Source organism: Pseudoalteromonas sp. CO342X, assembly GCF_004208915.1.
Lineage (GTDB): Bacteria > Pseudomonadota > Gammaproteobacteria > Enterobacterales > Alteromonadaceae > Pseudoalteromonas > Pseudoalteromonas maricaloris.
On sequence record NZ_SGPH01000013.1, the window covers coordinates 114,029 to 126,843 of the forward strand.

The 12,815-nt window shown below is 35.6% G+C and carries 12 protein-coding genes and 1 pseudogene; 8 read left to right on the forward strand and 5 right to left on the reverse strand.

Going from position 1 to position 12,815, the window contains the following annotated elements; all coding sequences use genetic code 11:
* Nucleotides 1-168: 168 nt before the first annotated feature.
* Both phhA and EXT47_RS05165 read left to right on the forward strand, forming a co-directional pair.
* Complete coding sequence (gene phhA, locus EXT47_RS05160; protein ID WP_039497094.1) at nucleotides 169-966, forward strand: phenylalanine 4-monooxygenase; 798 nt, start codon at nucleotides 169-171, stop codon at nucleotides 964-966.
* A 10-nt stretch (nucleotides 967-976) separates the two neighbouring features.
* Nucleotides 977-1,318 carry a 4a-hydroxytetrahydrobiopterin dehydratase gene (locus EXT47_RS05165; RefSeq protein ID WP_039497096.1) on the forward strand — a complete coding sequence of 114 codons (342 nt, stop codon included), beginning with the start codon at nucleotides 977-979 and terminating at the stop codon, nucleotides 1,316-1,318.
* A 237-nt stretch (nucleotides 1,319-1,555) separates the two neighbouring features.
* On the opposite strand, the gene EXT47_RS05170 is transcribed toward EXT47_RS05165, so the two are convergent.
* Nucleotides 1,556-2,155, reverse strand: a complete 600-nt coding sequence (locus EXT47_RS05170) for a Yip1 family protein (protein ID WP_010606742.1) — start codon at nucleotides 2,153-2,155, stop codon at nucleotides 1,556-1,558.
* A gap of 209 nt (nucleotides 2,156-2,364) precedes the next feature.
* On the opposite strand from EXT47_RS05170, the pseudogene miaE reads away from it, so the two are divergent.
* The 6 genes and pseudogenes from miaE to EXT47_RS05200 form a co-directional block, all read left to right on the forward strand.
* Nucleotides 2,365-2,499: pseudogene (gene miaE, locus EXT47_RS05175) on the forward strand (tRNA isopentenyl-2-thiomethyl-A-37 hydroxylase MiaE); the annotation flags it as partial.
* A 57-nt stretch (nucleotides 2,500-2,556) separates the two neighbouring features.
* Nucleotides 2,557-4,191, forward strand: coding sequence for a recombinase family protein (locus tag EXT47_RS05180; RefSeq protein ID WP_130126023.1), 1,635 nt, complete (start codon nucleotides 2,557-2,559; stop codon nucleotides 4,189-4,191).
* A 101-nt stretch (nucleotides 4,192-4,292) separates the two neighbouring features.
* On the forward strand, nucleotides 4,293-5,078 hold the full coding sequence (locus EXT47_RS05185) for a hypothetical protein (protein ID WP_130126024.1): 786 nt from the start codon (nucleotides 4,293-4,295) through the stop codon (nucleotides 5,076-5,078).
* 355 nt (nucleotides 5,079-5,433) lie between these two features.
* Nucleotides 5,434-6,543: a hypothetical protein gene (locus EXT47_RS05190; RefSeq protein ID WP_130126025.1), complete on the forward strand. Its 1,110-nt coding sequence runs from the start codon at nucleotides 5,434-5,436 to the stop codon at nucleotides 6,541-6,543.
* Nucleotides 6,527-7,132, forward strand: a complete 606-nt coding sequence (locus tag EXT47_RS05195) for a hypothetical protein (RefSeq protein ID WP_130126026.1) — start codon at nucleotides 6,527-6,529, stop codon at nucleotides 7,130-7,132. The genes EXT47_RS05190 and EXT47_RS05195 overlap by 17 nt, the downstream gene beginning before the upstream one ends.
* A 263-nt stretch (nucleotides 7,133-7,395) precedes the next feature.
* A complete protein-coding gene (locus tag EXT47_RS05200) occupies nucleotides 7,396-8,253 on the forward strand; it encodes a replication initiator protein A (protein ID WP_130126027.1) in 858 nt (285 codons plus the stop codon).
* A gap of 35 nt (nucleotides 8,254-8,288) precedes the next feature.
* Here the strand turns inward: EXT47_RS05200 and EXT47_RS05205 are convergent, their stop codons facing one another.
* From EXT47_RS05205 to EXT47_RS05220, 4 genes are all read right to left on the reverse strand, one after another.
* Nucleotides 8,289-9,587 (reverse strand): glycosyltransferase, encoded by a 1,299-nt coding sequence (locus tag EXT47_RS05205; RefSeq protein ID WP_130126028.1) that lies wholly within the window; start codon nucleotides 9,585-9,587, stop codon nucleotides 8,289-8,291.
* An 8-nt stretch (nucleotides 9,588-9,595) separates the two neighbouring features.
* Nucleotides 9,596-10,105 carry a hypothetical protein gene (locus EXT47_RS05210; protein WP_130126029.1) on the reverse strand — a complete coding sequence of 170 codons (510 nt, stop codon included), beginning with the start codon at nucleotides 10,103-10,105 and terminating at the stop codon, nucleotides 9,596-9,598.
* A 306-nt stretch (nucleotides 10,106-10,411) separates the two neighbouring features.
* On the reverse strand, nucleotides 10,412-10,798 hold the full coding sequence (locus EXT47_RS05215) for a hypothetical protein (RefSeq protein ID WP_130126030.1): 387 nt from the start codon (nucleotides 10,796-10,798) through the stop codon (nucleotides 10,412-10,414).
* Nucleotides 10,799-10,826: 28 nt separating this feature from the next.
* The gene (locus tag EXT47_RS05220; RefSeq protein ID WP_130126031.1) at nucleotides 10,827-12,764 is read right to left on the reverse strand and encodes a M10 family metallopeptidase C-terminal domain-containing protein; all 1,938 of its coding nucleotides are present in this window, start codon (nucleotides 12,762-12,764) and stop codon (nucleotides 10,827-10,829) included.
* Nucleotides 12,765-12,815 lie beyond the last annotated feature (51 nt).

The following is a 12,815-nucleotide window of genomic DNA, read 5'->3' on the forward strand; positions in this document are numbered from 1 at the left end:
TTACGAAAGTGCTTGTTGTGCGAAATGTGATAAACGTGCTCACTATTAAACTTTCCTTCACTTTTACTTAGTATCAAAGTCACAAGTTGAAGCGCTCCGAACCATCAACAGGACAGCAATTGAAATTGCAAGATCATCAACTCGGGGTGAAGTAAGTGAGAATGTAAAATGGCTAAAGCAAGTAAATATGTATCTAAGCAGCCAGATGAAAATGGTGTTATCGCTTGGACAGATGAAGAGAATCAAATTTGGTCAGAGTTAGTTGCACGTCAGCTAGCGTGTATCGAAGGCAAAGCTTGTGATGAATATTTGGCAGGCCTTGAGAAAATTAACTTACCAAAAGACCGCATTCCACAACTAAGTGAGTTAAACGAAGCACTAGCGAAAGAAACGGGTTGGCAGGTAGCGCCAGTGCCCGCACTGATTGATTTTGATGAGTTCTTTCGATTGCTTGCCAACAAGCAGTTTCCTGTAGCGACCTTTATTCGCTCAAGAGAAGAGTTTGATTACCTGCAAGAACCAGATATCTTCCATGAGATTTTTGGCCATTGTGCAATGCTAACGAATCCAGCATTCGCCGAGTTTACACACAAGTATGGTCAGCTAGGCTATGCCGCGGAGAAGAAAGACCGTGTATACCTTGCACGCTTATACTGGTTTACCGTCGAATTCGGTTTGATGCAAACAGAGCAAGGTCTGCGTATTTATGGTGGCGGTGTGCTGTCAAGTCCAGGTGAGACTCAATATGTTTACTCTGACAAACCAGAAATTAATCCGCTTAACGTGTTAGATGTGTTACGTACACCTTATCGCATCGACATTATGCAACCTGTTTACTATACAATTAACTCAATCAACGACTTATTTGAGATCTCTAAAATGGATATCATGTCGCTGGTTGAACAAGCAAAAGAGCTAGGGTTATTTGAACCTAAGTTTCCGCCAAAAGAAAAACTAGCAAGTTAAGGAATTATCAATGTCTGATTTAAGTGCACAAAAATGTGAAGCGTGTCGTGCGGATGCGCCTAAAGTATCAGATGAAGAACTAGCGGTTCTAATCAAACAGATCCCTGATTGGGTACCTGAAGTACGCGATGGTATTATGCAGCTTGAGCGTGTTTACAAGTTTAAAAACTTTAAACAAGCAATTGCGTTCACAAACAAGGTGGGCGATATGGCTGAAGAAGAAGGCCATCACCCAGGTCTTCTTACCGAGTGGGGTAAAGTGACGGTAACGTGGTGGAGTCATTCTATTAAAGGTCTTCATAAAAACGATTTTATCTGTGCCGCTAAAACCGACGAAGTATTCGCAAAGTAGGTCGACATTTATGTCGACAAATATCGGTAAGGTAAATGTCGGCAAATATCGCTAAGGTAAATATCGACAACCCCATGTCATATTTCGACCTACAAAATAAAAACGGCGCTAAACAAGCGCCGTTTTTATTCATCATTTAGGATAAAAGCCAAGAAAAGGTTTGTCTTTTCATTTTCCAACCAAATACAACTAGCGTTAGCAGAAATAGATTAATCTATTTCTTATCCTGCCCTCAGGTTACGTAAACGTAGGGCTAATTATGCCATTAGTCCACAAAATAGCGGTTGCAGCAAGAATGATGACTAACAGCACTAGGCCACAAGTCACAACCGAGCTGGCATAAATAAACCCACGCTCTTCAGGAATATGCATAAGAATAGGCACGCCCGTATAAAGCAGATAAACGGAGTACGCCAGTGCAACCATCCCAACCGATACGACAAACCAAAGCTCAGGATAAAATGCCGCAAATGCCGACATAAACATTGGTGTTGCCGTGTAAGCTGATAACTCTAGAGTCTGTGTATAGGTCGGTGTTGAGCCAAAAGTGATGGCCATCCAGTGGGCGAGATACGCCAGAATAAAGACGCCTGCAATCAATGCGCAGTACATTGCAACACCAATTAATATTGCTGACTCATGAGTTAAATAGACAGCATCCCCAGTACCAACACTCCAGCCTAAGTAGACTGAAGAATAGTACCCCATAATGCTTGGGATCAGCGCAACAAGCGCGATATGTGACAAACTGTAAAACATGCTTTCGTGACGGTTATCAATTGTTTGCCACTCTTCGTGCGGGTGAGCATATAAGCCCCATAGATGATTAAAGATCATAGTTAGCCCCTCAAATATAGGTTTGTACTATTTTTGTACAATTCAATTAAGTTATGAGAGATGAGTTAATTTTTGTCAAGAAAATGTAGTTGAATAGCAATATTACTATTTTCAGAATGGTCTAAAACTTCTTGGGGAATAGCCTAGTGGTGCACCTTGCAGCGAGAAGTTATGATAAAATGGCGCAAACACATTAGTCTTTTGTTGTTATGTTAGAAAAGTACACAGATTTACTTACGCCTATTAATCAGTTTTTGGGCTGTGAAACCCCGCAAGTTTGGATTGAAAAAGCAAAGCAAAGCGAGCACTTACCATTATTGCTTATCGATCATATGCATTGTGAATAAAAAGTCTATGTGTGCATATTCCTTGTTATAATATTGAATACAGGAGATTGCATAATGAGAAAAGCATATTTATATCAGAGGTTTAGTTCTGCTGCTCAAATCAATAATTCGTCTGAAGATAGACAGTTAGAGCTACAAATGGAATGGCTGGAAAGGAACTCTGATAGAGCAGAATTAGCTAAGTCCATTTTTGATGAAGCTCTTTCAGCCAGTAAAGGTGAAGTTGGTGAGCATGTTGCCAAAGGTAAATTAGGTAATTTTTTAAAGGCCTTAGAAGACGGAAAGATAGAAAGAGGATCATTTCTACTTATAGAAAATATTAGTCGGTTAACTCGATTAAATATTACTTCATCACAAGACCTGATTAGGAGGTTTTGGGATGCTGATATAACTATAGTTACAGTTGCTGATGGCGTAGAGTTTGAACCTCAACATGGCAATGACCCAATTACGATGTCGAGATTATTCTTTGAAATAGATCGACATCACAAAGAAATTCAGTGGCACAAAAAGAAGATTTCTTATAGTTACCAAAAGAGATATAAAGATTTTCAACAGCACGGCATTGTTCCTAAAATGAGAAGGCCGTTCTGGCTAGATAAAAATGGTAAATTAAATAGGTATGCTGACTCAGTAAAAAGAATGTTTGAGCTTTACTGTGAGGGAAAAGGACAGGTAGTAATTTCTCGAACATTAAAAGAAGAGTTTCCTGATTACGAACCTATCCAGAAAATGAATCCGACCACGATAATTAGATGGATCACCAGTGATATAGTTAAAGGCGTTTGGAGAAAGCAAAAGATGTTCGATGCTGCTGTTGACGACAGTTTGTATATCGAAGCTAATACTGCCCATATTGAAAGGTATAATAAGCACAAAAGTTCTAACCCCAAAAGAACATGGCCTTTAAGTGGTTTGTTTAGATGTGGTCATTGCTCTTCGTCTCGCAATAGTAAAGAAAATTCAGGGATGAGCATTCAGCAAACGGGAAATAGTTTACCCGTTTTAAGGTGCAGTTACCGCCAAAGAAAAGCAAGCAATGACGCAGCGTGTGCAGCTTATGGTGAACCTACAACTTTTCCATATATACTTGCCCATTGGTTTTTTGTAAGCGTTGTACAAAAGAAAGCTCTATTGAAATATTCATCTAAAAATTCGGACATTGAATTAAAAAAAGAGCTTCAAGAGATAAATGTTGAAATCTCTAAATTGCAAAAGGGGTTAGATGAATCTCGGATTGAATACCTAAAGCTAGTAAAGTCAGGAAAAGCAGTAAAATTTGTTATAGGTGTGATATCTGAGATTGAAAGCCAATTAGATGAGCTAAGTAATAAAAAATCTGAAGTTGAATACGAATTACAACATACTAATCCGTTCATTATTACCCCTGAAGCTTCTTCTTTGATAGATAATGTCGAAAAATTTAATCAAGCTATGCGTGAGCTGGATGTTAAAATTTTTATTAAAGATAGGACGTTATATTATGAAGGAGAAAAAGGTTATGAGTACACGAGGTACTGTAAGAAAACGCAAGAGTTCTATTATTTTGACCATGTTCATATGCAACGTGAATGTCCCATACCAATGAAACCAGATATCAAAGTCTTGATGATGGAAAAAGTTTTAACACGAAAAGAAGCCGTAGACTCTGACAATTTAGATGATAGCTTTTTAATGCAGATGTTCTAAGTCGATTAAGGTTGTGAGTGCGTGTATTGTCACATAGCATTACACATCAATAGAACGGACAATTTGCTTTTATACATATTTAATTTTTGGAGCTGAGCTGTATGTCTACCATTTGCAAGCTGTGTAAAGAAAAAAAGGATTTAAAATCTAGTCACTTGATTCCTAAGTTACTTTATCGTTACCTTCGCAAAAAACAAGGTAATAATGAAAACTTGAATGGACTTCTTATACTTGATAGTAAAAACAATAAGATCGATGTTACTCAAAGGCAATGGCAGAAGCATATATTTTGTCATGATTGTGAGATTCTTTTATCAAAAAATGAAACTAAATTTGCTCGAATCTTACGAGATATAAATGATATTGAAAAAAAGGAGTTGAAGAAAACTAGTTACATTACAGATTATGAAAAAGTTAAGGGCGTAATGAGTTTTGATGAATTCAAACAAACTTTAGAAGCTGGGTATTTCAATAAAGAAAATGTAGAAACTTTAAAATACTTTTCTGCTTCATTTTTGCTAAGACAGCTTTATGTTATCGAACATAACCTTGCCAAAGAAGATATGAAAATGCTAGAAGATTATATATTGGGACAAGGTGAAGGTAATTTTAATCTATTTGTAAACTTAAATATTGAAAAAGACTTTTTGACTTTTTGTTCTTCAATACCTTTAGATAAACAAGATGATTTTAAGCATTATAACTTTATTGTACCTAATGTTTGGTTTCATTTAATTTTTGACCGTGATGCAAGTTTAGGGAAGCCTAACGTGATGATTACTCCTAGTGATTTTTACAAAAATGAAATCATCATTGGCCTTTTGTCTAAATTTTATGAAGATGTACGGATATCAAAAAAGGCAGAGAAAGCTATGGCGAGTGAATAATTTCCAAAAGAAAACTTTTGCAGACGGAACTTGCTCTAATCAAAAACTCATTATCTATTTCAGTATTGTCATTGTGTTGAAGTTTTACATATTCAACAGGTAAATTAGAGGGCATTAATGATTGGACAAGTTTAGGGTGAGCGCACTTGTTATAGCCGATATAGGAAATAATATTAAGTCCTTTTTGTATTATGTGATTTATAATCACTTTCTTCTTTTTCAGTCTCCTGAAAACCCACACCTATTTACGAGTTTCGAGTGATAGGTTTTCGTGGGTTAAAACTTTTTAAAAAGTTAGTCTCTTGATTTTTATAAAATTTATGTTTTATTGAAGTTATAACAAAATAAAATATAAATGAAAAACTTCGCAGCAGTTCGTACTGCATATTACAAAGATCAAGCATTAACCAAAGACGTTAAAAAGTCTATTTGGATAACAGAAAAGCAAAAAGATGGAAGTAGCCAAAGAGTAAAAAAGACTACAGTCACCCAGAAACACTACAAAAGTGCGATTGCAGAAATTGACCATATTACTAGAGCTGGTAAAACTAAGTCAGCTAATGTATTTGATCAATTTACTCAGCACAACAGTACTGTTTTCTTAAAAGGCTCAAATGGATTATTAGATGCTTATCACAAACTCAAAGATAGATATCAGAAGACGACAGGTAAAAAGTGTCGTTCTGACATGAATACACTCCTTGAGCAAATCATTATACTAAGTGATGAAAATGTTCGTGAACTTGAGAAGAAACTGGGGTTTACGCAAGCTCATTTAGAAATTAACAAGTGCATTAAAAATTATTGCAAAGCTTTTTCTGAAGAGTTCGGTTTCGCGCAAATTGGCTTTTCAACACATTTGGATGAAGGGCATTTTGTGACTGATGAAAATGGCAAAAAGCAATTCAAAAGAAACTATCACTGTCACGCACTATTTTTTAACTATGATTTCAAAAATAAACGCTCGAACTTAAAGCACATGTCAAAGAAAGGAAAAGACCCGCTTACAGGCAAAACAAATGAGTTAAACCCCCACTTTCAAAGAATCCAAACTTTATTATCCGAAAAATTCATAGAATTGGGTTTCATTCGCGGTGTTTCTAAGAAAATTACTAAAAGAAAACATCTAGAAAAAGATAAGTTTATTCAAAAGAAACAGCATGAAGCTGAAATTAAACTCCAAAAGTTAAAAGTTGAGTTTCACGACCATATTGAGCGAGTGCTTAGATATATATCTGAGTGGCTAAAGGCTTTGTTTTCAGCAACAGGAGACGCTTCGGTTTATGCTGATTTAACAGCAGAAAGTGTACTTGGCATCGACTCCGAGGAAGTTCGAAATCAGCTCATTCAACATATCTACGATACGGAAGCAAAAGTAGAAAAAAATAACCCTCGACAATTAAATTCTAGTAGTTCAATAGTCGAAAGAATAAAAAAAGGAAAATTGTATGGACACAATAATTAAACTTGCAGAAGCATTAGAAGCAAAAATAAGAATTAACTATGGAAAAGAACTCGACATATCATACAACCCACAGAGCTGGTTGATTCATCAGATAGTTAAATTACTAAAGAAATACCCAGAACTTTTAGATGTAATAGATGAAAGTATGAGTATAGAGAAAGTAATATCCATTATTGATGGTTATCTGACTAAAGTCATTGAAAGAAGAGAGCTAAAGTTAGATAAGTTAAGATTTTTTCTTAAAAATAAGTGGGAATATCGTAGTCAAGAATCGCTTATTTTACTTTTGTTAATGGGATATTGTTTTAAAAAGTCGGTACATAGACTACAGCATAACCAAGCTCATATTGGGTGTATGTTTAAACCATATGTTGGGGAACAAACTTGTGCAAATATCGCTTATCCGATGCCGAAGCAATTTCGAAGTGAGAGATTAAATGAATTAATTCAACTAATCACGGATACCGAGCAAACTTGCACTAATGTTTTGGTAGAAGAGTATCTTTCTGATATTCAAGAAGATACTGGTACAGGAAATGAACATTTATTAAACCAGTTCAAATCATTTAGAAACAGTAAAATAGGATAGCAAGAGTACCTTATTCACAATAAAACTATGAATTAGTGCGAACTAATTCAACCCAGAAACTTTATGAAATCCAAGTTAAAGTAAGTTGTGTATAAGGACTCTTTATAAGTTTTCTAAAACTATGTCATCGAATAGAAAGACTGTTGTTTACGTAAACTTCTGAAATAGCCTGATTATTTAGTTTATATGAAGAAAACTACCTCCTCACTGAAGTTACATGATAAGCTAGTTTTTCCTCACTGAAGTTACATTGTGAATAGTTGATGAATAAAACAATTTTTAAATCATCTTCCATGCGAAGCGTTGCAATACACAACTTGTTTAATAGGACTAGCATTTTTGAACCTGTCCAAGACCGCATTCTAAACAACAACCGATCCTATACATTTAAAGATTCTTTATTTGAGGTACAGATATTTGGTAACTATCTAAACCATTCAACTGACTATCCACTCTTTGCAATGTTAATTCGACATTGGAGAAACGCAAAAGCCAACAATGAAGATCCTCAATTATTAAATCTCCCTTTGAAAGAGGTGAAAGATTTACTGTTACAGGCTAATAAAGGAACTCGTGCAGTGGACTTTAAGAAAATTAAGGCAAGTCTACAGAGATTAGACACAAATAGAGTGAGCTACAGGTTAAATTCTAAAGCCCAAAATAAAGTATTTGAAACGGGTTATTTTTTTGAGGAGTCACCTGTTTTAGACTTTGAATCTAAAGAAATTCGTTTTTCTATCTCTGAATTCATCGAAGAACTATATATGCCGAATTCAAATATTTCGTATTTGAATATAGAGGAATTATGCAACATTGAGCGTGAAGCTAATAAAGCTCTTTATAAATACCTGTCAACTCATGGAACGGTAATGATTGACTTTAAATTGGAAAAGCTCAGTTGTGTTTTAGGTTTGAAATATAGAGGATATAGCGAAGCCCGTTGCCGAGAATATATTGTTAAATCTCTCAAAGAGTTACAAGTGCTTGGTATCGTTAGAGCGTATAAGTGGCGTAAAGAAAGTAATGATTATCGAATACTTCAGAGTAAGTACTTTACTGCAAAAGAAGCAGAATTTGCTATCAAGCATGCTAAATCTAATTTTAAGTTTTCAAGGATATGACTAGAAAAATTATCTGATGTTTCGTTGGCTTTGGTCTAACCAAACTCGTTATCAATTTCCAGAGCGATAGGGTGATACTGTTCTTTATCACCTTGTACAACTTGATGAACGGAGCGTCCATGAGCACCAATTATTTTGAATCGGTTGTTTTCTAAAGCGTATTCAATTGCCGTAGCTAAATCGATTCTTATACTAGGATCTTTTACTCTTATATAATTTTTTAGATCTACAAGTAAATCTTTTAAAATAGACTTTTGTGTTATTTCATCTGTAGTTATTAAGCAGGAACCGACTGCGAGGATTTCATATGGGATAGTTGGATTATGGATTTCAATAGTAAAACCATGTTCAAGGAATAAAGTTACGTCAAACTTTTTTATGAAGTTAGGAACTTTCAAATAACTTACATATGGGACTACCCAAGTTCTTTCTACAAGCTTATGACAGCTACTTAACTCCTTTATGAATTCACTAAAAGTAATTTTGGTTCCACCTGCCACATATACAAAATTAAATTCGATCCCTTTTTTTATCAACTCATCCAATGCCCTTAAAATTGCAAAGCTACCTTTAGTCTTTCCAATTTTCCCATACATACCTATTATCGGAATATTTTTTTTAGGAAATCCATCGTTTATTTTCTCTAGTTTTGAGCGCTCACTCATATAAAATTTATTATTTGCATAAATATCTCTCGCCTTTAAAATTTCATCGTCTAAGGAAGCCATTCTGGCATTTATGCTAAATAATTTGGGGATTTTACTGCCTTTTGTGACAATTCTAACTTTTGAATTAGGCAACTTAGGAAAAGTTTGTTTAAGAAGAGTAATTGAGTTTTTCCTAGTAAATACCATTTCACAGTTTTCTAAAGCTTTGGAATATAACCTTCTAAGATGAGCTTCTTTAGAGAGCCGCCCTAGATCACTTCCTGCATGGTTCACAACAAACGGGATTTGATACAAACTTGATAGATATGACGCTACTTGGAGATAAGGTTGAAAATACCAACAAACTATTAAGTTCACTTTAGTATTTTCGAGGATTTCCATCCCTAACCCAGAAAGCTTTTCAAAATAACATTTAGAAAAAGGAATATGCATTGGGTTTTCATCCAACGAGCTACTGTGTATTTTCACCTTATCGCCTACATATTCTTTTATTTTACCCCAATCACTTCTTGATAGGTTTTGCCTAAAGCCTTGTTCGACTTCATTGGCGTTAGTCAGTACTACTACTTCGTGGCCTAAACGATGTAAATCCTTTACTAATGTTAAGCTAGATGCACTAACCCCTCCTTGAATGGGAGGAAACTTCCCTATAAATAGAATTTTCATAAACTATCTCAATTGCCACTACTACAAGAATTACATCCCGCACAACCTGAACCGCAACTACTACAACCACTTCCACATCCCCTGCAACTAGTACTACAAACATCGAGGTTAGCTGAATCTAGAGGGTTGTTTGGATTAGGAACATTAGGCCATATGTGCTCTGGAGGTTTTTCTCCAAAAATCTCTTCATAGTCTTCTAAGGTATTAAAATAGGTGGAACGCTCAGGAAGAGAGAGATGCGTGTTAGGTATATGATGAATGAATCTCCCTCCTACCTCCGAACAGAATTTTTGATACTCTTTTGTAAATAGGAGAAATGTATGCCATATCTCATCCACTTGTCCTCTCATACCGTAGGCTTTTGGTGGATTAATAGCATTTAGAGCGAGATATCGCTTTAGTTCTTTCTCATGCTCTTTTGCAACTTCTCTAGGAAGCTCATAATCCTTCATGTACCTTCTGACTACTATATCCATGTCAAAGTCCATTGCTCTTTGTACTATTTCTTGGTGACTCATAAGCTATTTCCTGTAGTAAGGTCCCAACTTACATAAACTACCTTGTAATATGAGATTGTTTATATCGCACATTAAGATTGGTTTATTTTTAAACAAATTTCAAGGGGAGGTTATGAACATAAAGATAAAAGTAATTTTTCTGATTCACTAGAGTCTAACCTCGTTAACGAAAGAAGGTTAAACTCTTATCAAGGCTTCAAAAATGACTGCCCAATATCGCGCTACTTAGTTATATAACTTGATATATGAAAGGCAACCACAGAGGCTTTATCGCTTCACTTTAGATATGTTAGATAACTTTTATCATTAAAAAAACTGGTAAACAGCAAACATATCGCTAGTAACAGTGTACTCTCCCTTGTCTTCTGAATATTCAATTTCTACGAACGACCCCTCAGATTTAAGTGAAGGGGAGAAGTAAACTTTAAAGCTTTTTTCATCTTCAGAAGCATCAACATTTTTAATGCTACAACGTTGATCACCGAATACTTTTCTATACTTACGGTTGTCTTTATCAAACCAGCGTTCATTAGCATCAACTACATAGCCCACAGCAAGTTCTTTAGCATCATCAAAGTTAGTGCGTTTAATCGCTTCGCAGTACTCTGTTGCTATTTCTGAAGCATCATCGATGGGATCTCCGCAGCCAGCAAGACCGAGGGTAAAAGCAGATATTAGTAATAATTTTTTCATGGTTTTTCATCTCTGTGTTGTTATCAATTTATTTTGTTAAATTTCTTCGATTGGCTAACAGCACTCCGCCGATTAGCAACATTATCAAGCTAAACGAACCCCCACTGCTTTTCTCAGCAATTTTAGGCTCTGAAGTATTAGTTGAAGCTTCCACATTTTTGACTGTTACTGTTGATGAAGCTCCTACTTCATCAAAACCATCTGAAACGAAGACATTGACTTGTAAAACAGTGTCATTTGAGACTTCAGGAGCTTTAAATGTGATAGTGTCAGTTGTATTTTCACTTAAGGGTATTGATGCTCCACTGACAGACCAACGATAGGACAAAGTATCATTGTCTTTGTCCGTTGCTTTAACGTAAAGAGTTACAATGTCACCTTCGTTGGCTGACTTATTTTCTGGTATTTCTACCACAGGAGAAATATTTGGTAGGACAGTGACCATTACTTCATCGGTTACTACGTTTTGGGAATCAGAAACTAAGGCTTGTAAAGTTAAACTAGTAGTTACATCAGTTATCGGAGCAATGAACGAAACTTTAGGAGTATCGGAGTTATTTAAAGTAATACTATTACCGCTAGTTTGCGTCCACCTATAAGTCAAAGCATCATTATCATGGTCTATTGCTTGAAGTGTTAACTCAACAGGTGAGCCTAAACGCACTGATAAATCTTCAGGCATAATTAAAATAGGTGCATTGTTAAGAGTTACGCTTTGATCATTAAACTCTATTACTTCAATATTTTTTAATGTGTCTGTATCGCCATTAAAAAGGGAAGTGACAATAACGATGTTGTTGTCCTTGGTGATTGAATAATCATTTTTATCACCATGATAAATGACTTTATCATTGCCAAGCCCTCCGTCTAGCTGGTTATCTGCGTTATTACCAATCAGAGTGTCATCACCAGATCCACCAACTGCATTTTCTATTACTGTGTCAAATGATATTGCTAAGCTATTATGGCTACGATTTGAATGTTCACCACCAACACTTTCATCATAAAAACCAGTTGGATTTGGAGCTATAGAACTAAATGCTCCAGCACGTAGATCAATAATATTGTTTCGCTCACTCTTAGCTACGCTGATTGTGTCATTACCGTCAGTATCGACAATCATCTGGTGATAGAAAAAAGTGTCGTCATACTCGTAATGATCATTATCAAAGGGGGTAGCAGGATCGCCGTATAAATGTTGTAGCGCTACTACATCGTATTTTTTTACAGTCGTTGGTCGATAAATTTCTGATGTACTTACAGGCATATTGTAAGACATTGCTGTAAACATTTTATTTTCTTCGCTGTCATCTAATAAACGGATTATTGTTTCGTTGTCGTTATAAACTGGGTGTTTTAACCCTAAAGCGTGTAGAACTTCGTGAACTATTGCGTCTTTAGAGCGAGATACGTCATGTTTAAAGTCTATATCTCCTATTTTCCTACGATCATACGGTAAGGTATCTCGACTAGGGTCAAGGTAATTTAAATAGTCACTCTGCCCAATGTGAATAATCCTTGGACGTATTGCATCATTATCATTAGTTGGTGGAAACTCAGCTCCTGCGGCTTTCTCACTTATTGTAAGAATGATATTTGTATCGCCAACATCACTCACTTCAACAAACTTAAGACCTGCGACTGAACTAATATTTTCGAATACTTCTAAAAAAGCAGCTTTTTCATAGTCTTTGAAATCACGCTCTATACAACAACTAGAGTATGGATAACCGAATTCATCTCCTGCAAAGGCATAATTAATAGTGACTGGTGTGCCTATTGGCTCACCGTAATTCCATCGGCTTTGTTCATTGAGTACGAGTGCATTTAAAACATATTGTTTAGAGTAGTGCTCATCTTGAATAAATGAGTGTGTGGTATTCATATTTAAAGGTTCTGAAGCGTTGGCAACGAAGCTAAGAGATACCAATGTCATTGCTATGGAGTTGAGAGTTAATTTATTCATTACTTCCCTTTAATTTCTAAAATGGGTATCGAAATTCAAACTGAGATAACA